General features: G+C 70.2%; 15 protein-coding genes and 1 tRNA gene. 5 read left to right on the top strand and 11 right to left on the bottom strand.

Annotated features, from left to right (window positions below; genetic code table 11):
- Window positions 1-164 precede the first annotated feature (164 nt).
- Window positions 165-2,204 (top strand): OPT family oligopeptide transporter, encoded by a 2,040-nt coding sequence (locus R0146_RS02155; protein WP_411567167.1) that lies wholly within the window; start codon window positions 165-167, stop codon window positions 2,202-2,204.
- Window positions 2,205-2,276: 72 nt separating this feature from the next.
- Here R0146_RS02155 and helR read toward each other — a convergent pair whose 3' ends face one another.
- Window positions 2,277-4,478, bottom strand: a complete 2,202-nt coding sequence (gene helR / locus R0146_RS02150; protein WP_317691221.1) for an RNA polymerase recycling motor ATPase HelR — start codon at window positions 4,476-4,478, stop codon at window positions 2,277-2,279.
- A gap of 171 nt (window positions 4,479-4,649) precedes the next feature.
- Here helR and R0146_RS02145 point away from each other — a divergent pair, with 171 nt between their 5' ends.
- Window positions 4,650-5,354 (top strand): GntR family transcriptional regulator, encoded by a 705-nt coding sequence (locus R0146_RS02145; protein WP_317691220.1) that lies wholly within the window; start codon window positions 4,650-4,652, stop codon window positions 5,352-5,354.
- An 81-nt stretch (window positions 5,355-5,435) separates the two neighbouring features.
- Here R0146_RS02145 and R0146_RS02140 read toward each other — a convergent pair whose 3' ends face one another.
- The 5 genes from R0146_RS02140 to R0146_RS02120 all read right to left on the bottom strand — a co-directional run bounded on the left by R0146_RS02140 (window position 5,436) and on the right by R0146_RS02120 (window position 11,574).
- Window positions 5,436-6,839 (bottom strand): MFS transporter, encoded by a 1,404-nt coding sequence (locus tag R0146_RS02140; protein ID WP_317691219.1) that lies wholly within the window; start codon window positions 6,837-6,839, stop codon window positions 5,436-5,438.
- A gap of 58 nt (window positions 6,840-6,897) precedes the next feature.
- On the bottom strand, window positions 6,898-7,884 hold the full coding sequence (locus R0146_RS02135; RefSeq protein WP_317691218.1) for a 3-hydroxyacyl-CoA dehydrogenase family protein: 987 nt from the start codon (window positions 7,882-7,884) through the stop codon (window positions 6,898-6,900).
- 143 nt (window positions 7,885-8,027) lie between these two features.
- Complete coding sequence (locus R0146_RS02130) at window positions 8,028-8,990, bottom strand: sugar phosphate isomerase/epimerase family protein (protein ID WP_317691217.1); 963 nt, start codon at window positions 8,988-8,990, stop codon at window positions 8,028-8,030.
- Window positions 8,991-9,061: 71 nt separating this feature from the next.
- Window positions 9,062-9,847 (bottom strand): triose-phosphate isomerase family protein, encoded by a 786-nt coding sequence (locus R0146_RS02125; RefSeq protein WP_317691216.1) that lies wholly within the window; start codon window positions 9,845-9,847, stop codon window positions 9,062-9,064.
- Window positions 9,844-11,574 (bottom strand): dihydroxyacetone kinase family protein, encoded by a 1,731-nt coding sequence (locus R0146_RS02120; protein WP_317691215.1) that lies wholly within the window; start codon window positions 11,572-11,574, stop codon window positions 9,844-9,846. Before R0146_RS02120 ends, R0146_RS02125 begins: the two co-directional genes overlap by 4 nt.
- 174 nt (window positions 11,575-11,748) lie before the next feature.
- Between R0146_RS02120 and R0146_RS02115 the strand changes: the two genes are divergently transcribed.
- Both R0146_RS02115 and R0146_RS02110 read left to right on the top strand, forming a co-directional pair.
- Window positions 11,749-12,900 (top strand): FAD-dependent oxidoreductase, encoded by a 1,152-nt coding sequence (locus R0146_RS02115; RefSeq protein ID WP_317691214.1) that lies wholly within the window; start codon window positions 11,749-11,751, stop codon window positions 12,898-12,900.
- Between the two features lie 31 nt (window positions 12,901-12,931).
- The gene (locus R0146_RS02110) at window positions 12,932-13,390 is read left to right on the top strand and encodes an HXXEE domain-containing protein (protein ID WP_317691213.1); all 459 of its coding nucleotides are present in this window, start codon (window positions 12,932-12,934) and stop codon (window positions 13,388-13,390) included.
- Window positions 13,391-13,425: 35 nt separating this feature from the next.
- On the opposite strand, the gene R0146_RS02105 is transcribed toward R0146_RS02110, so the two are convergent.
- The 5 genes from R0146_RS02105 to R0146_RS02085 all read right to left on the bottom strand — a co-directional run bounded on the left by R0146_RS02105 (window position 13,426) and on the right by R0146_RS02085 (window position 18,886).
- Window positions 13,426-13,893: a universal stress protein gene (locus tag R0146_RS02105; protein WP_317691212.1), complete on the bottom strand. Its 468-nt coding sequence runs from the start codon at window positions 13,891-13,893 to the stop codon at window positions 13,426-13,428.
- Between the two features lies 1 nt (window position 13,894).
- On the bottom strand, window positions 13,895-15,175 hold the full coding sequence (locus R0146_RS02100; RefSeq protein WP_317691211.1) for an SLC13 family permease: 1,281 nt from the start codon (window positions 15,173-15,175) through the stop codon (window positions 13,895-13,897).
- A gap of 235 nt (window positions 15,176-15,410) precedes the next feature.
- Window positions 15,411-15,484: transfer RNA gene (locus tag R0146_RS02095), tRNA-Pro, on the bottom strand.
- Window positions 15,485-15,660: 176 nt separating this feature from the next.
- On the bottom strand, window positions 15,661-16,578 hold the full coding sequence (locus R0146_RS02090) for a metallophosphoesterase (protein ID WP_317691210.1): 918 nt from the start codon (window positions 16,576-16,578) through the stop codon (window positions 15,661-15,663).
- 1 nt (window position 16,579) lies between these two features.
- Window positions 16,580-18,886, bottom strand: coding sequence for a transglycosylase domain-containing protein (locus tag R0146_RS02085; protein ID WP_317691209.1), 2,307 nt, complete (start codon window positions 18,884-18,886; stop codon window positions 16,580-16,582).
- A 414-nt stretch (window positions 18,887-19,300) separates the two neighbouring features.
- Here R0146_RS02085 and R0146_RS02080 point away from each other — a divergent pair, with 414 nt between their 5' ends.
- A complete protein-coding gene (locus tag R0146_RS02080; protein WP_317691208.1) occupies window positions 19,301-19,624 on the top strand; it encodes a WhiB family transcriptional regulator in 324 nt (107 codons plus the stop codon).
- The last annotated feature ends 72 nt before the right edge of the window (window positions 19,625-19,696 follow it).

Raw genomic sequence — 19,696 nt, 5'->3', positions numbered from 1 at the left:
CTCGTCACCGTCGTCGTGTGTCGATCATCGGTCTCGCCCCACCCGGGCGGGAACGATCGGGTCCTGCCCCACCCCGGCAGGAGAGATCCGGCCGCGACGGGCCTCAGTCGTGGGCAGGGACGGTTGCGTCCGATCGCGTGCCCGGATCACCGTGTGTTGTGTCGATGTCACCGGGATGGCGATCCGTCTTGTCGTTCACGAAAGAACAGGTGCCCCCCTTGTCCACCACAACAACCTCCCAGCACACTTCCGTGCGGGAACTCACCGTGCGCGGGGTCATCATCGGTGGCCTCATCACGCTGGTGTTCACGGCGGCGAACGTCTACCTCGGCCTCAAGGTCGGTCTGACGTTCGCCACGTCGATCCCGGCGGCTGTCATCTCGATGGCGATCCTGCGCTACTTCCGCAACCACTCGATCCGTGAGAACAACATCGTTCAGACGATCGCGTCGGCGGCCGGAACCCTGTCGGCGATCATCTTCGTCCTGCCCGGCCTGATCATCGTCGGCTGGTGGAGCGGCTTCCCGTACTGGACGACCGCCGCGCTGTGCGCGCTGGGCGGCATCCTCGGCGTGATGTACTCCATCCCGCTGCGGCGGGCGCTGGTCACCGGCTCCGACCTGCCCTACCCCGAAGGCGTCGCCGCCGCGGAGGTGCTGCGGGTCGGTGACACCACCGAAGGCGCGGAGGAGAACAAGCGTGGCCTGAAGGTGATCATCGTCGGCGCCGTGAGCGCCGCAGCCTTCTCCCTGGTCTCCGCGTTCAAGGTCATCAGCAACAGCGTCGCGACCGCCTTCCGGATCGGCAGCGGCGGCACCATCGTCGGTGCCAGCCTGTCGATGGCCCTGATCGGCGTCGGCCACCTCGTCGGCATCACCGTCGGTGTCGCGATGATCGTCGGCATGCTGATCGCGTACGGGGTGCTGCTGCCGATCTACTCGGCTGGTCAGCTGCCCGGCAGCGGCGGCATCGCCGAGACCCTGCAGGGTGTGTTCTCCCACGACGTACGGTTCATCGGTGCCGGCACCATCGCCGTCGCGGCGGTCTGGACGCTGATCAAGATCATCGGTCCCATCGTCCGGGGGATCGCCGACGCCGTCGCGAGCACCCGCCAGCGGCGCAGCGGCGCCCGCCTCGACCGCACCGAGCGCGACCTGCCGATCACCGTCGTCGCCGGCGTCACCGTGGCGTCGATGATCCCGATCGGCCTGCTGCTGTGGCTCTTCGTCCGGGGCACCCCGCTGGCCTCCAGCGCCGCCGGCCTGGTCATCATCAGCGTCGTCTACGTGCTGCTCATCGGTCTGGCCGTCGCCTCCGTCTGCGGCTACATGGCCGGTCTGATCGGCGCCTCGAACAGCCCGATCTCCGGTGTCGGCATCCTGATCATCCTCACCATCGCCCTGCTCATCAAGGCCGTCCACGGCAGCGACCCCTCGCAGGTGCCGGTGCTGGTCGCGTACACGCTGTTCACGGCGGCGGTCGTGTTCGGTGTCGCGACGATCTCCAACGACAACCTGCAGGACCTCAAGACCGGCCAGCTCGTCGAATCCACCCCGTGGAAGCAGCAGGTCGCCCTGATCATCGGCGTCGTCTTCGGCTCGTTGGTCATCCCGCCGGTGCTGCAGCTGATGCAGACCGGCTTCGGCTTCGCCGGCGCCCCGGGTGCCGGTCCGGACGCCCTCGCCGCGCCGCAGGCCTCGCTGATCTCCTCGCTGGCGCAGGGCGTCTTCGGTGGGTCGCTGGACTGGCGCCTGATCGGCATCGGTGCGGTGATCGGTGTCGTCGTCATCCTCATCGACGAGGTGCTCGGCCGGACCACCGAACACCTGCACCTGCCGCCGCTGGCCGTCGGCATGGGCATCTACCTGCCGATCGACCTCACCCTGATGATCCCGATCGGCGCGATCATCGGCCTGGTCTACGACCGGTATGCGGCCCGTACGGACAAGCCGGAGCGCACCAAGCGTCTCGGCGTGCTGATGGCGACCGGCCTGATCGTCGGCGAGAGCCTGTTCGGCGTCGTGTTCGCAGGCATCGTCGGCGCCACCGGCAAGGATTCTCCGTTGGCGTTCATGCCGGACGGCTTCGCGGGCGTCGCCACCTGGCTCGGTCTGATCGTCTTCGTCGTCCTCACCGTCGGCCTGTACCGCTGGGTGCACACCCTGAGCAAGCAGGCGATGGAGCCGGCGGACGCCGAGAGCTGATCCACCCGGCCCCCGCGGCCGACCCTGTCCCACCTGCGCCGGCCCGGTCCATCGGACCGGGCCGGCGCAGGTTCAGGCCGGCCCTGGGCCGGTGAGGACGACGAGCTGTCGGGTCGTCCGGGTCATCGCGACATAGCGATCGACCGCACCCTCGATGCCGGCGCCGAAGCGGTCCGGATCGATCAGCACTACAAGGTCGAACTCCAGGCCCTTCACCCGGTCGGGAGCCAGCGACCGGATCCGGTCGCTGGCCCGGAACGTCGGGTCGCCGACCACGCAGGCGACGCCCTCCTCGTGCTCGGCGAGCCACTCGGCGAGGATCGCGTCCCGCTCCGCGACCGCGCCGTACCGTACCGGGACGCCGCCGCGACGGATGGAGACGGGCACGTCGGCCTGCGGCAGCACCGCCCGGATCACCGGCTCGGCCGCCGCCATCACCTCCTCCGGCGTCCGGTAGTTGATCGTCAGGGTGGCTCGGCGGACGACGTCGAACCCCACCCGCGCCAGTCGCTCCTGCCACGATTCGGGAAAACCGTGCCGGGCCTGCGTACGATCGCCGACGATCGTGACACTGCGCGACGGACAGCGGCGCAGCACCATCTGCCATTCCGCGTCGGTGAGCTCCTGCGCCTCGTCGACCACGATGTGGGCGAACGGGCCGGCCAGCGGATCGGCCCCCTCGTCCGGCACCCGGTCGTCGTGCACCAGGGACTGTCGGATGCTGTCGCGGCGCAGCAGGTCGAGCGAACTCTCCGGGTCGTCGTCCGCTCCCAGGAAGTACTCGACGACCCGGTCCATGTACGCACGGTCCTCGGCCAGCGCGGCCTCGCGCTGCTGTCGCCGCTGCGAGGTCTCCGGATCACCGAGCCGCTGCCGCATCGCGTCCAGCAGCGGCAGGTCGGCCACCGTCCACGGCGCCCCTTCCGGGCGCCTCAGCCGGCGCAGCTCCTCCGGGCCCAGCCATGGCGCGCACCGGCGCAGATAGGCCGGCACCGCCCACAGGTCGGCGACCAGATCGGTCGGCCGCAGGATGGGCCAGGCCCGGCGGAAGGTGCTGCGCAGCTCCTCGTTGCGCAGCAGCGAGCGGCGTAGCGCCTCCGCGGGCACATCGACGTCCTCGACGGTGTCGACCAGGATGTCCAGCAGGGCGTCCCAGACCTCGTCGCGGGCCTCGTTGTGCGGGGTGCCAGGATCGGGGGCCTCGAAGGCCTCGGCCCAGTCGGCCGGGCTGAGCCGGATGTCGGACCAGTCGGTCTCCACCGTCATCGGCGCGGTGGGCGGTTCCTCGTACAGTCGCACCGCGGGCTCGACCGCCGCCGTCATCCGTGCGGAGGACTTCAGCCGGGCGACCTCGGGATCGGTCTCCGGTGCCGCGGTGGCGCCCTCGGGCACCAGGTCGCGCAGGGTGCAGGTCCGTACGCCGTCCTCGCCGAGATCGGGCAGTACGTCGGCCACGTAGTCCAGGTAGGGCTGGTGCGGGCCGACGAACAACACTCCGCCACGGTGACCGCCCAGCCGCGGATCGGCGTAGAGCAGGTACGCCGCACGGTGCAGCGCCACGACGGTCTTGCCGGTGCCGGGACCGCCGTCGACCACCAGCGCCCCGTCGGAGCCGGCGCGGATGACGGCGTCCTGGTCGGCCTGCAGGGTGGCCAGCACGTCCCGCATCCGCGCCGTCCGACGGGCGCCCAGGCCGGCGATGAACGCCGACTGGTCGTCGAGCGCTGCCCGCCCCGCCAGCCCCTCCAGGGCGAACACCTCGTCCCAGTAGTCGATCACCCGGCCGTGGCTCCAGCGGTACCGCCGGCGGCTGACCAGCCCCATCGGGGTGCCATGGGTGGCCGCGAAGAAGGGCTCGGCGGCCGGTGCCCGCCAGTCGATGAGCAGCGGCTCGCCCTCGGCGTCGAGGAGGCCGAGTCGTCCCACGTACACCGGCTCGCCGTCGCCGGAGCCGACCATCCGGCCCAGGCAGATGTCCAGGCCGAAGCGTTGCAGCACCCGCAGTCGTGCCGACAGCCGATGGATCTCCAGGTCCCGGTCCAGTGCCTGGCGGCCGCGGCCGCCGGGGGCCCGGCGCAGCGTGGCGAGGCGGTCCTCCAGTCCGGCGATCTGCCGGTCGAGGGCCCGCGCCACGGTGGCGAAGTGCCGCTCGTCCTGGGCGATCAGCGCCGGGTCGGCCTTGGCCGCCAGCCGCTCGGGAAGATCGAAGATCGTACGGGTCCCGTCGGACGTCGGGTGCGTGCTGTCAGGGATCGGAGAAGTCTGGGGGGTCATGGGGTCCATTCCCTGTGGTGATGTGCCTCGAGGTGACCGATTGTGCGCCGCCCCCTGGGCCTTGCGGCAAGCCCCCGAGTGTGCCATAACCTGGAAATGCAGAATGCGGCGGGTAATTCCATCAATCGCCGCAATCCGGGCGTCGCCGGCGCCGGCGGTTAAACTCTCTGTGTGAAGGAATCGGAGGAAGTCGCCGCCGCCCCGCTGCTGGGTCCGATCCGAGCGAAAGCCCTCCCCGACGACGTCTACGACGCGTTGCTCGACATGCTCACCTGGGGAGCGCTCGAGCCGGGTGCCCCGCTGTCGATCGACGGTCTGGCGCAGTCCCTCGGCGTCTCACCGACACCCGTCCGCGAGGCGCTGGCCCGGCTGGAACCGACCGGGCTGGTCCGCCGTACGGTGCGCCGGGGCTATCGGGTCTCCCCGCCGATGTCGCGCGAGCAGATGTACGAGCTGGCGGACGCGAGGCTGGTGCTGGAGACCGGGGCGATCGAGCGCGCGATGCGCAACGTCGAGGCCCTGCTGCCCGATCTCGAAGAGGCGTACGCCCGCCACGAGCGGTCCGCACGTGACCTGCTCGATCCGGACCGTCAGCCCGCCCACGACGACGTCCGGCGGTATTTCGAGGACGACTGGTCCTTCCACGAGGCCATCCTCAAGCACTGCGGCAACCGGTACATCGCCCAGGCCGTCGATGCCCTCTCGTTCCGGGTGCATCGGATGCGTCAGACCGTCGGCATCGGTGTCTCCGACGCGGGCGACGCCGTGCCGGAGCACTTCGCCATCCTCGAGGCCGTACGCGCCCACGACGTCGCCGGCGCGGTGGAGCAGATGCGGATCCATCTGACCAACCTGGAGGCGCGGGTCTCGGCCTGACCCGGTCGGCGCGGGCGGGCATGGGTGTGGGTGGGGATGACCGCGTCATCCCCACCCACAACCGACTCAGCGAGGGAGTGGCTACTCGACCGCCCTGCGCGGGTCGCCCGAGATGACCGACTCCGAGAGGGCCGGGGCCTCATCGGACCGGACGGCAGCACTCGTCTGGGCAGTGTTCGCCGCTGGGGCGCTCACCGCGGCCTCGACGGGTTCGGGGTTGCGACCGCCCCAGATCCCCTTCAGCACCAGCGTCCCGATCGCCCCGATCAGCAGCACGGCGGCCAGGAAGTACATGCCGTTGCGCGGCGTGCCGGTCGCATCGGAGATCGCGCCCACCGCGTACGGTCCGACGAATCCGCCGATGTTGCCGAACGAGTTGACGAAAGCGATGCCGATCGCCGCCGTCGCGCCCACCAGGTAGCGGGAGGGCAGCGGCCAGAAGACAGCCGCGATGGAGTAGAGGCAGAACGCCGCGACCGACATGGCCGCCAGCTCCAGACCCGGCGTGTGGAAGGCGCCGGCCAGGCCGATCCCGAGCGCCGACACGGCGAAGATGGCCGCCAACGGATACCAGTTCTCGGTGTATCGCTTGGCCCACCAGGTGGTGATCAGGATGCCGATGAATCCGAAAGCGTACGGAATCGCCGACAGCCATCCGACGGTGACGTCACTGGCGGTGAATTCCTTCACCACCGACGGCACCCAGAAACTGAGGCCGTAGACGCCGACGGTCGACGGGAAGAACAGTAGGGCGAATCCCCAGACATATTTCGACTTCAATGCCGCCAACGGATTGTGGTGTTCGATCTGGCCGAGTTCGCGCTTGTCCTTGGCGAGTTCGTCCTCGATCCACTGGGCCTCGGCCGGCGAGATCCACGCGGCGTCGCGCGGAGTGTCCTTGAGGTAGAACATGGTCGGGATGCCGGCGACGACCGCGACGCCGCCGGCGAGCAGGAACATCCAGTGCCAGCCCCGCAGCCCGAACCAGTCCAGCCCGAGCATCCAGCCCGCGAGCGGACTCATGATCAGGAAGGCCAGCGGTGCGGCCAGCACGAAGGTGCCGGTCGCCCTCGTCCGGTGCCGCTGCGGATACCACTGGGTCAGGTAGAACAGGATGCCGGGATAGAACCCGGCCTCGGCGACGCCGAGCAGGAAGCGCAGCGTGTAGAAGGACGCCGAGTTCCGGGTGAGCGCCGTCGCCATCGTGACGAGACCCCAGGTGACCAGGATGCGGGTGAACCACTTCCTCGCCCCGACCCGCGGGAGCACCCAGTTGGACGGCACCTCGAAGAGGAAATACCCCAGGAAGAAGAGCCCGGCACCGAGGCCGTACGCCGCATCGGAGATGTGGACGTCCGCCGCCATCTGCAGCTTGGCGAATCCGATGACCGAGCGGTCGACGTACGCCACGGTGTAGAGCACCATGACGAACGGCACGATCCGCCGGGTGATCCGCGCGATCAGTTTGCTTTCGTCGATAACCACTTTTGATGAATCCACGTTGATCCTCCAAAGTAATGGTGGTTGGTGGGGCGGTGCGCCGTCAGTCGACGCTGGCCGCGACCTTGGTGCCGGCGGGCGCCGGCCCCATCTCCTGGACGAGGTCCAGCATCTTGGCGTACGCCTTGTTGCGGTACGCGATGAGCGCGGCCTTGACGTCGTCGTCGAAGTCGCCGGTGAGGCCTCGACCGTTCTTCACGCCGAGCCGTTCCGCACCGACCGCGTCGCGCAGCATCTCCGGGGTGGCGAGGCGTTCGCCGAACGCCCCCTCGAAGGTCTTGAAGCAGTTGACGTAGACGTCCAGGCCGGCCTGGTCGGCGATCGCGAACGGCCCGAAGAAGCCGAGCCGGAAGCCGAAGGTCGTCCGGACGATGGTGTCGACGTCCTCGGGCGTGGCGATGCCCTCCTCGACGATCGAGCAGGCCTCCTTGAGCAGCACGTACTGCAGCCGGTTGAGCACCATGCCGGGCGTGTCGGCCACCTGGGCGCCCTGGCGGCCGCACCGCTGCAGGATGTCCTTCACCGTGGCCACCACGTCCGGCCGGGTGGCCTGCCCGGCGACCAGCTCCACCCCAGGGATGAACGGGGCGGGGTTGGAGAAGTGGACGGTGAGGAAGCGCTCCGGGCCGACCACGGCCGGGACCAGCACGTGGACCGGGATGGTCGAGGTGTTGGTGCCGATGATCGCGTCCGGCCGCGCCGCCCGGGAGATCCGCTCCAGCACGGGCTTCTTCACGTCGGCGACCTCGAAGACGGCCTCCTCGACGAAGTCCGCGTCGGCCACCGCCTCCTCGATGGACGGCGACCAGCGGATGTTGGCCGCGACGAGTGCGGCCGAGCCCGGCTTGTACAGCCCCTGGTCCTCGAACTCCTGTGCCTCCGCGATCAGCCGGGCGTACGCCTTTTCGGCCGCTGCCGCGTCGACGTCGGCGATCGTCACGTCGAAGCCGGCGATGGCGAGGGACTGGGCGATGCCGCCGCCCATGTAGCCGGCCCCGACGACCGTGGTCTTCTTGATCTGCTCTGACATCAGTTCCTCCACTTGCCTGCATGGTGTGCTGGGCCCGTCCGCGACGGGCTCGGTGCCCGCGGCCGGTCGACCGCGGTGGTCATCCCCCCGGTGTGTACGTCGGGCGGCGTACGTACGACGGGCGCCGGACGTACGCCGCCCGGCTAGGCCCCGGCCGGGGTCAGTTCCGGCTCGGCGACCCGCTCGATCAGGCTGCGGGCCTGGACGAGCACCTCGCGGATGTAGCGGGCGTTGGTGGCGCCGACGCCCAGCCAGTCGCTGCCATAGTGCTCGGTCATGAACGGACCGGCGTAACCGGCCCGCAGCGCCTTGCGGATGACGGTGCGGTAGTCGATCAGGCCGTACTCGAGGGGCACCGGCGCGGAGAAGTAGGCACCGGTGGCCGGGTCCTCGTCGCGCAGGTAGTTCTTGATGTGCCAGTAGTTCGAGTACGGCAGCACCTGGTCGTACATCACGTCGTACTTGGCCATCGGCCGGTGCAGCCGGATCAGGTTGCCGATGTCGGGGTTGATCCCGAGCGCCGGGTGGTCGGCGTCCTTCAGGAAGGAGACCGCGCCCTCCGGGGTGCCGAGGTAGGTGTCCTCGTACATCTCCAGGGCGATCTGCAGACCACGCCGCTGGGCATGGTCCGCCAGCTCCCGGGCCCGCTCGATCGCCAGCGGTCGCAGCGCCGGATCGTCGTGGTGGCCCTCGGCGAGCCAGAACCACAGGGCCTCCTTCTGCGGGGCGGTGAGCGCCTGCTGGAAGCCGATGTTGACGATCTCCGCGCCGAGGTCGGCGGCCCGGTCGATCGTGGTGTGGATGGTGGCGACGTTGCGCGCGCCGTGCTCGACGTCAACGACGCTGTTGCGGCCGATCGAGATCGCCGCGACGTGCAGGCCGAAGCGGTCCAGCACCCGGCGGAACTCCGCGAAGCGCTCCGGGGAGAGCTCCGCGATCGGGATCCAGTCGTCCATCGGGTCGATCTCGGTGAAGCCGCAGCCGGCCACCTGGGCGAGCTGGTCCTCCCAGGCCCGGACGGGGGCCTCGCCGATCGGCGTGCCGTCCTCGGCACGAGGGCCGAAGTTGATCTTGCAGGCGATGGGCCAATTCTCTGGGGTGTACATGGGATATCCCTTTCTGGGGACTGCTGGTCCCGCCGGCGGTCTGCCGGTCAGGACATGGGTCAGGATGCGGGTCAGGATGCGGGGGCGGGCGTGGGGCAGCCGAGCAGGCGACCGGCCTCGTCGACCACCCGGGCGACGTTGCGGGGATCGTGGACGAAGCGGCCGAGGAACAGCCCGTCGACGGCGTCGCCGAGCCCGGTCAGCGTGCCGGGGCCGGCGCTGCCGCCGTAGAGCAGGACGAGATCGGAGTAGCGCTCCCGCAGCTCGTCGCGGACCAGGTCGCAGATCGCGCGGATCCGGTCCGCGGGGGCCGGTTCGGCGGCGCCGATCGCCCACTGCGGTTCGTACGCGACGATGACGCGGCGATCCGGGGTGTCGCGCAACGGTGCGGCCAGGGCGGCATCCACCTGGTCGACGACGACCCGGGCGGCCTCGGCGACGGTGCCCAGCTCCGGCTCGCCGACACACAGCACCGGGGTCAGGCCGTGGGCGAGCGCCATCGCGCATTTCGTCGCGATCTGGGCGTCGGTCTCGCCGAACAGTCGGCGTCGTTCCGCGTGGCCGATCTCCACCAGGCGTACGCCGATCTCCGCCAGCTCGGCAGCACTCACCTCGCCGGTGAATGCTCCGGGTTCGGCGGCGGCGACGTCCTGGGCGGCGACCGGGTGCGGGGCGAAGATCCGTACGGTCTCCGGCAGTGCAGGGAACGCCGGGGCGAGGAAGAACTCGAGCTGCCCGGTCTCGACCGCCGGGGAGGCGGCGAGGATGTCGGCCACGGCACTGGCCCACCGGAGGGTCTGCTGGTGGCCGAAGTACATCTTCAGGCTCGTCCCGAGGACGATCCGACGGTCGGTCATCGGAGGGCCTGCTCGCCCAGGGCGGTGACGATCAGGGCGAAGGAGACCGCGCCGGGATCGGGGGTGCCGACGGCCTTCGCGCCGTGGGTGCGGGCGCGTCCGAGCTTCGGCAGCATCGCCGCGGTCCCGTCGGCGGCTCGCCGGGCGGCCTCGGCGGCCCGGGGCCAGTCGGTGGTCAGGGGAGTCGACGGTTCGTCGTCGAGGGCTGCGGCGAACGGCGCCAGCGCGTCGACCATGGTCTTGTCCCCGACATGGGCACCGCCGTGCTCGATGACCCGAGCGCAGGCGTCGCGGACGCCGCGACGGACGGCGTCGGCGGTGGGGGAGTCGGTGTCGCCGATCGCCTCGGCGACCGCCCCCAGGATGAGACCCCACAGGGCCCCCGAGGTGCCGCCCGCGTCGTCGGACCAGCCCTCCGCCGCCCGGCGCAGGGTGGTGCCGGCGCCGGCTCCGGCCGCGCCGGCCGCCCGAGCCGCAGCCACCGCGGCGTGGGCCCCGCGCTGCATGCCGAGGCCGTGGTCCCCGTCACCGGCGACGGCGTCGATCCGGCCGAGGTCGTCGGCGTGCTCGTCGACCGTCCGGCTGAGCGTCTCCAGGGCCGTCAGGATCCGCGGAACGTACGCCCGGGACTGTTCGCTCGCCGCGGGCGTCGTGGCGCCTGCGCCTGCGGGATCGCCCACCGCCCGGTCGGCCAGGTCGACCGTACGCAGTGCGTCGTCGGCCGGACTGCCCTGGACGTAGGCGGCCGATCGCGCCGGGGCACGCCACAGGCCCTCCAGTTCCTCGTCGGGCCAGCACAGGGTGAGGGAGAGCCCGCTCATCTCGAAGCTCGTGCAGAACTCCCCGACCCGGGCGTCGGCGAGCACGATGCCGCGCGCCGCCAGGGCGCGTCGCACCTCGTCGAAGACGACGTACAGCTCGTCGTACTTGAACGACCCCAGCCCGTTGAGGATGACGATGACGCGGCGGCCGTGCGGGTCGTGGCCGCCGGGCACCTCCGCGAGGAGCCGGCCGACCAGCAGCTCCGCCAGGCCGTGCGGGGTCGGGATGTCGACGTCCTCCAGGCCGGGCTCGCCGTGGATGCCCAGGCCGACCGACATCCGGCCCGCCGGCACCCGGAACAGCGGCTCGTCGGCGCCGGGTAGCGTGCAGCCGCTGAACGCCACCCCGAGGGAGCGGGTGGCGGCGTTGGCTGCTTCGGCCACCCGGGCCACGCCGTCGAGGTCGTAGCCGGCCGTCGCGGCGGCGCCGGCGATCTTGAACACGACGAGGTCACCGGCGATCCCGCGTCGCTTCGACGCCTCGGCGGGCGGAGCGGAGGAGATGTCGTCGGTGACCGCCACGGAGCGTACGGGGATGCCGCTCTGCCGCAGACGTTCGGCGCCGGCCTCGAACTGCAGGACGTCGCCGGCGTAGTTGCCGTAACTGAGCAGGACGCCGCGACCCTGCTCCGCGCACCGGGCGACGTCGGTCACCTGGTGCGCACTGGGGGAGGCGAAGATGTTGCCGAGCACCGCGCCGTGCGCGAGGCCCGGCCCGACCAGACCGCCGAACGCGGGGTAGTGGCCGGAGCCTCCGCCGATCACGACCGCCACCTCGTCGGCGGCACTCCGGGTCGCCCGGACCACCCCTCCGGGCACCTGCTGGACCAGCTCGCCGTGCACTGCCACGAATCCCGCGGCCGCCGCGGCCGCAAAGGTCTCGGGGTCATGATCCAAGAAGGCCATCGCCACTCCTCGTCGCTGAGGTCACGTCCGCATCCAGCGGATATGACAGATCCTATAGGATCTACGACTAGTCGACAAAGAGATTCAGGTCACATCGTCGACGGCGGCGTCGCGGGGAACGGGGCTACTGTCGTACGGCGGAATATCTACGCGGCCGCCGCGGTTGGGATCGGCGTGACCGTACGCCAGCAGACCGCCACCGTCGTGGTCATCGGCGCGGGCCAGGCGGGACTGTCGGCCGCATATCACCTGCACCGCCACGGATTCGTCAGTGCCCTGGAGCGGCCCGAGGCGACGCGTAGCTATGTCGTGCTCGACGCGAACCCGGCCCCGGGCGGCGCGTGGCAGCACCGCTGGGAGTCGCTGCGGGTCGCGACGCTGAACCGGATCTTCGACCTGCCCGGCCTGGCACAGCCGGTGATGGACCCGGCTGAGCCCAGCCGCGAGGTGGTGCCCCGCTACTTCGCCGACTACGAGCGGATCGGCGGCTATCCGATCCTGCGCCCCGTCACGGTGGACCGTGTGGCGTACGCCGACGACGAGGAGGACGGCGATCTCCTGGTGCATGCGGTCGCCGCCGACGGGAGCCGCAGCACCTGGACGACCCGGGCGATCATCAACGCGACCGGCACCTGGAACAACCCGGTGCTGCCTGTCTACCCCGGTGCCGGGACCTTCCGCGGGCGACAGCTGCACGCGCGCGACTACGGATCGCTGGAGGAGTTCGCCGGGCTCCGCGTCGCGATCGTCGGCGGCGGGATCACCGCGGTGCAGCTGCTGGAGGAGCTCTCCCGGGTCGCGACGACGTTCTGGTACACCCGGCGCGAGCCGGTGTTCCTGCCGTACGCGTTCGATCCGGAGACCGTGGGACGGGCGACCATCGACCGGGTCACCGCCGACGTCGAGGCGGGCCGGCCCACCGGCAGCGTCGTCAGCTACACCGGTCTGTCCTGGACGCCGTACGCGCTGGCGGCGAGGGATCGTGGCGCGCTGGTGCGCCGACCGATGTTCGTCTCGATCGAGCCGGACGGTGTGCGCGAGGCCGACGGGTCGTTCACGGCGCTCGACGCGATCCTGTGGGCGACCGGCTTCAAGGCTGACCTGCGCCACCTGGAGCCGCTTCACCTGCGCAACGCGATCGGCGGGATCGCGCTGGACGGCACCCAGGTGCGCGGCGAGCCGCGGGTGCATCTCATCGGCTTCGGGCCGTCCCAGTCGACGGTCGGCGCCAACCGGGCGGGGCGCGACGCGGTCGCCGCCGTGATGCGCCGGCTGAACGCGCGCGTCACGGCCTCGACCGGGGGAGACGGATCCCAGCACCTGTAGCGTTCCCGTCATGAGTGTCAGGGGCCCGGTGATGTTGTTCGCAGCGTGGGCGCTGCACGATGTCGAGGAGGCACTGGCGTTTCCTGCAACCTGTGACGTGTTGGCTGAGGACACCGGAATCGAGGAGTTCCGCATCGATCAGCGCGAGTCCTGGGTCGCTGTTGGCCTGGCGGGTGCGGTGCTCCTGCTGGCGTGTCAGCGCGGAGTGGTGACGCAGGGTCGTTCCGCGTTCTACCGTGCGGTGGTCGCGGGGCTCGAGGCGCACGTCGTGACACATCTTGCGGCGTCGGTGATCCGACGCGGGTACACGGCGGGGGTGGCCACGGCGGTGCCCGTCATGCTGCCCGGCGCTGTCTTCGCGCGACAGGAGCTGCGGCGTACGGGCATGTCGCTCACGACGCGCGACTACCTGAACGGAGCGGCGATCCTCATCCCCGTCGCACTGCTGTGCCAGGTGATCGCGCGCATGGTCCCGTCCCAGCAGCAGTGATCGGGGGATCGCCCTCCTGCGACGCTGAGTCGGGCTCAGCGTCCCGGGAGTGGCGGAATCGTGCCGAGCCCTGGAATGCTCTCCGGCCAGATCAGCTCGACCGTGCATGGAGCGTGGTCGATGATGAATCGCGCGTGATGCCCCAGGCTCGATGGCCCGAGGCGACTGCGGTCACCGTCCCTCGAGATGATCAGCCGATCGGCGTCAACAGCGGCGGCAGTGATCACCCGCTCGGTCGGACCGCTGAGCACCTGGGTGCGGCAGGGACGGCCCAGGGCCTCAGCAGCCTGATCGAGCAGCGCCCTGGCCTCCTGCGTGGTCAATCCGGGAGCGCCCGCCGGCGGACGTCCGCGTCCCATCAGCCCCAGCAGTGCGCCCGCTGGCAAGGCCTCTTGTGGGTCGTCGACAGCCACGAGCAGCAGATCATCGTCCGCCGGGCGCTGCTGGGCGGCCGCCACGGCCGCCGGCCAGGTTCCCGGAGCGATCCACACCAACACCCGCATGTCAGACTCCCGTCAGCATGGCGCTCGCCCAGAGCGCGATGGTGGACAACAACAGGCTGAGTGGCACCGTCGCCAGACCCAGCGTGGTGAACTCGACGATCTCGGCGTCGTGATCATGATCGGCCATGATCCGACGCCACAACAGAGTGGCCAGCGATCCCACATAGGTGAGATTCGGCCCCACATTCACGCCGATGAGCACGGCAAGCACGGCGACCGGGCCGAGCGGAGCCACCAGGGGCAACAACACCAACACCGCCGGCAGGTTGTTGACCAGATTCGCCAGCACCGCCGCCATCCCGGCCAGGAGCAGCAGGCTGCCGAGGTCGCGGCCGGCCGGCAGGATGGTGCGCATCAGGTCGGCCACACCGTGATCGACCACAGCCTGCACCACGATGGCCAGGCCCAGCACGAACAGCAGGAACCACAGGTTCGCTGCCGTGAGCAGGGAGCGCAGTTCGTTGCGCACCGGCTGTGCCCGGACAACGATGCGCTTGGCCACCAGCACGGCGACACCGGCCAGAGCCGCCCAGAACGGCTCCAGATGAAGCGGTGAACTCACCACGAAGCCGACCAGGGTGAGGCCCAGGACGACCAGGGCGAACACCGGCACCCGGGTGCGCTTGGACGCCGGCCGCGGGGTGGCGGCCACCGACAGCTCGGCCGCGAAATACCAACGGAAGACCGCGAACTCCACCACCACCGCGACGAGCCACGGGGCCGCCATCAGGCCGGCGAAGGCGGTGAAGCTGAGTCCGGCCGCGCTCATGGCCAGCAAGTTGGTGAGGTTGGACACCGGCAGCAGCAGCGAAGCCGAGTTGGCCAGGTGGGTGGTGGCGTAGACATGCGGCTTGGGCCGGGCGCCCAGGTGTGATGCGGTGGCGAAGACCACCGGCGTCAGCAGCACCACGGTGGCGTCCAGACTGAGCACAGCGGTGGTGACCGACGCCACCGCGAACACCAGTATCAGCAGACGCGTTGGCCGCCCGCGCGAGCCGGCGGCCATCAGCTCACCTGCGGCGGCGAACACACCTTCGGCCTGAGCGAGGTGGGCCAGCATGAGTACGCCTGCCAGGAAGCCGATGGTCGGCGCGATCCTGACCGCCTGTGCCAGCGCTTCCGCTGGGGCGACGACGCCGAGGCCCACGAGGAGCGCTGCGGCCGGAACTGCGGCGACCGCTTCGGGCAGACCGTGGGGCCGGGTGACCGCGAACACCAACACCGCCAGCAGAGCGCAAGCAGCCAGCGTTTCAGCGACGCCGTCGGATAGAGCAAGGATCATGGTCGGTCCGTCACAGGGCTAGGCGCTTCGCGGTTCAAGCCACCACACCATATCGGTCGCCAAGAAGGGTGCGAAAAGGCCCGTCCGAATCGGCCCACGGAAATCCAGCGTGACCTGACCCTCGACCCCGACCCGCCGCTACCAGCCCATCAACCGACCCCAGAAGCAACGAATGGCCCGAACCTACGGACCGTAGGTTCGAGCCATTCCGATGTCCTGAGACATCAAAAAAATGTCGGGGTGACAGGATTTGAACCTGCGGCCTCTTCGTCCCGAACGAAGCGCGCTACCAAGCTGCGCCACACCCCGTCCGCCCTGTCGGGCGGCCCTTCATGCCCTCGCGGGCACTAGAGAACTGTAGCGCACCCGCTCGCCGGAGAAAAATCGAGGGGGCTCCGGTGAGCAAGCGGACCGGCCCGTCGGGGACCAGCGGCGGGGTACGGTCACCTCGCCGGCCCGCCGGCCCGCCGGTCGGCGGTCGGCGGTCAACGCATACGTGGCTGCAGGGTGAGCAGCGTCGCCTCCGGCCGGCAGGCGAACCGGTACGGCGCGAACGGGGAGGTGCCCAGCCCGGCGGACACGTGCAGGGCGGCCGTACGTCCCTCGGCGGTGTGGGTGGACAGTCCCTTGACCCGATCGCGGTCGAGGTCGCAGTTGGTCACCAGCGCCCCGTAGCCGGGCAGGCAGACCTGCCCGCCGTGGGTGTGGCCGGCCAGCAGCAGGTCCATCCCGTCGGCGGTCATCGCGTCGAGCACCCGGGCGTACGGGGCGTGCACCACCCCGATGTGCAGGTCCGCTGACGGGTCGGGCGGGCCGGCCACCGCGGCGTAGTCGTCGCGGCGGATGTGGGGATCGTCGGTGCCACGGAACTCGATGCGGTGACCCTGCACCTCGAGACTCCCGGCGGCGTTGTTGAGGTCCAGCCAGCCGCGGTCGGTGAACAGGCCCCGCAGTGCCTCGGTGTCCAGCATCGCGCGGTCGCGTACGTCTGACGAGCTGGGTCCCTTGACGATGTAGTCGAGGGGATTCTTCATGGTCGGGCGGTAGTAGTCGTTGGAGCCGAAGACGAACACGCCCGGCGCGTCCAGCAGCCGCCCCAGCGCCCCTTCGAGGTGGTCCAGTGCGGAGTCCGAGGACAGGCTGTCGCCGGTGCTCACCACCAGGTCGGGTTCCAGTCCGGCGAGCAGCGAGATCCAGGTCTGCTTCTTGCCGTGCGCCGGGAGCAGATGGATGTCGGACAGGTGCAGGATCCGCACCGGGGCGCTCCCGGGCGCCAGCAGCGGCACCCGGAAACGTCGCAGCCGGAACGCGCTCAGTTCGACGAAGTGACCGTACGCCACGCAGCCGGCCGCCAGGCCCGCGGCGCCGAGGATCGTACGCCCCACGGCGCGGCCTCCGGCCATCTCAGTTGCCTCCGGTCGGAGTCGGGGCCGGTGTGGTGGAGGGGTCTGTCGTCTGGTTGTCGCCCTGCGGTGCGGGCCCGGCGGAGAAGGTCAGGTAGACCGTGGACGACTGGGGCGCCTGATCGGTCGGCGTGACGCCGAGGAAGGTGCCGTACGGCGCCGAGTTGTAGAGGTAGGTCTGGTCCACTTGGAAACCGGCGGCCTCGAGGGCCTTGCGGGCGTCGTCCGGGGTCATCTGGTTGACACCCTGGGGAAGGGCGACCAGCTGGCCGGGCTCGAACTCCGGCTTGACCTGGCCGAACGGGGTCTTCGGTTTGCCCTGCAGCCCGGCGGTCATCGCGGACTTGAAGATCCGGCCGGCGTCGCCCGAGCCGGAGCCGGTCAGCACGGTGCCGGAGACCGGCAGGCGGATGCCCTTCAGAGTCTTGTTGTGGTTGTTCCAGTACGGGTTGGTCTTGTCGATGGCGACCATGGAGGCGCCGGCCAGCTCCGGGGTGTAGCCGACGAACCACACCGCCTGGTTGCTGTCGGTGGTGCCGGTCTTGCCCGCCTGGTCCGGGAATCCGTCGACCCGGGCCGGCTTGCCGGTGCCGTTGGCCGACACCCCGGTGAGCACCTTGTTGACGGCGGCCGCGACGCCCGCGTCGACGGTGCGCTGGCAGTTCGCGCTCGGGGTGGCCAGCGGCTTGCCGTCGGCGGTGGTCATCGAGCCGATGATGATCGCGTCGCAGTGGATCCCGCCGGAGGCGAAGGTGGCCATCGCCTCGGCCATCGAGACCGGTGCGACCTCCGCGACGCCCAGCACGAACGACGGATTGCGGTTCATCAGCTGGACGATGTCGCCGCCGGTGGCCATCTGTACGCCGACCTTCTGGGCCATCTTCGTGGCGTTGCAGATGCCGGCGTCGCGGATCAGCTGGACGAAGTAGGTGTTCACCGACCAGTCGGTGGCCGTCTGCAGGTCCATCGACGGAGCCGACCGGGTCGAGTTCGACACCGTCCACGGCTCACGCAGGACGAACGGCCCGGTGCAGGAGCTGAAGGTGGTCCCCCGGAAGCTCATCGGCGAACTGGCCGGATAGGTCTTGTCGATCGGGATGCCCTTCTCGATCGCCGCCGCGAGGGTGAAGATCTTGAAAGTCGAGCCCGCCTGGTACCCCTCGGCGCCGCCCATCGCCTGGGTGGCGTTGTAGTTGTAGAAGGTCTCGCCACTCCCGTTGCCCATCGCCGGGCGGCTCTGGCCCATCGCCTGGATCTCGCCGGTGCCCGGCTTGATCATCACCATCGTGCCGAGGGCCGGGTCCCGGTCGGCCACCACACTGGAGACCGACCGCTGGGTCGCTTCCTGCACCCCCGGGTCGATGGTGGTGCGGATCGTCAGGCCGCCGCGGTTGAGCATCCGCTGGCGGTCCTCGACCGTCTCACCGAGGGCGGGGGAGTCCAGCAACTCGTGGCGGGCGTACTCGCAGACGAACGGGTACGGGCTGGAGGAACAGCCGTTGCGGATCGCGCTGACCTGCGACGCGTCGAAGGTGGTCGCCTTCGCCTGGTCGACCTGCTCCTTCAGGCTCGGATCGAGTTCGGCCATCCGGTCCAGCACGGTGTTGCGGCGCTCCAGAGCGGCCTGCGGGTGCAGCCGCGGGTTGTAGGCGTCGGGGCTCTGCACCTGACCGGCGAGCATGGCCGCCTCGACCAGGGTGAGGTCCTTCGCCGACTTGTTGAAGAAGTGGCGGGCGGCCGCCTCCACGCCGTACGCCCCGTCGCCGTAGTAGGCGATGTTGAGGTAGCGCTCCAGGATCTGGTCCTTCGACAGCCGCTTCTCCAGGGCGATCGCGTAGCGCAGCTCCTGGATCTTGCGACCGTACGACTTCTCCTGCGCCTGCTTGACGCCCTCCTCGTCGCCGTTGGCCCGTGCCGCCTCGATCTGCACCTGCTTGACGTACTGCTGGGTGATCGAGGAGCCACCCTGGGTGGACCCGCCGGCGCTGTTGCGGAGCAGCGCGCGCAGGGTGCCCTTGACGTCGAGGGCACCGTGCTCGTAGAACCGGTGGTCCTCGATGTCCAGCTGCGCCTGGCGCATCACCGGGGCGATCTCCGACAACGGGACGTAGACGCGGTTCTCGTCGTAGAAGGTGGCCAGCGTGGTGCCGTCCGCCATCAGCAGGGTGGACCGCTCGGCCTGAGGCGGGGTCTCGAGATTGGCCGGGACCTCCTCCAGCCCGGTCGCGGCCGCCTTCAGCGTCGACGTCGCGACACCGACCGCGGGCATGACGAACCCGGCCGCGAGCACGCCGATCAGGACGCTCACGACCAGAAGGGTGAGGACCGCCTGAGTGCTGCTACCGGGACGAGGATCTTCCGACACGATCCCGAGCCTACGTGACGTGAGGATCCGACCCAATGACCCGCGCCCGGGCGACGCGGCGACGCGGGAGCCGACGGGCACCCCGGACGACACGCGTCAGGGCGGGAACGTGACGAGCCTCTCTTGCGGGGGGCAGGGTACGCCGCGTGGGCAAGGGTGCACCGCCGATCAGCTTCAGGCTACGATGACCGGGTAACACCACCTGGGTGATTGGTCCACTCCACCGGGCGGACGGCAAACAGGCGCCGTACGTCACGGGGACCGATCGGAAGGGTGGCGGACATCGGGACTCGGGGGAGCCCCGGACGAACAATGAGCCGCACCGCTCCAACGACGGATCGAAAGGCGGGGGTCATCGTGACCGCACTTGTCGGTGAGGACTGGGCAGTACACGCGAATTGCGGAGGCCGTTTCGACGAGCTCTTCGCCGAGGGGGCTGCCCAGCGCAAAGCACGGGGAATCTGTATGGGCTGCCTAGTACGGGTCGAATGCCTGGCAGAAGCCTTGGACAACCGGATCAACTGGGGGATGTGGGGTGGGCTGACCGAGCGCGAGCGCCGCAAGATCCTCCGCGAGAACCCTGAGATCAGGGAATGGGCCGACATCCTGCGGGCACACGACGGGAAGATCCCTGGTGCCACGCACCATGCAGCGCCCCGGAGGGCCGCTGCGGCGGTCTGATCGGACGAGCCGCGGGGCACGGGTCCCGCGGCGTACGGCGCCCCACGCCGCTCGCGAGCTGATCCCGAGCAC

This window comes from Raineyella sp. LH-20 (genome assembly GCF_033110965.1).
In the GTDB taxonomy this organism is placed as follows: Bacteria; Actinomycetota; Actinomycetes; order Propionibacteriales; family Propionibacteriaceae; genus Raineyella.
Note: the sequence above shows the minus strand (reverse complement) of the source record. Positions and strands in the feature narration are given on the sequence as shown.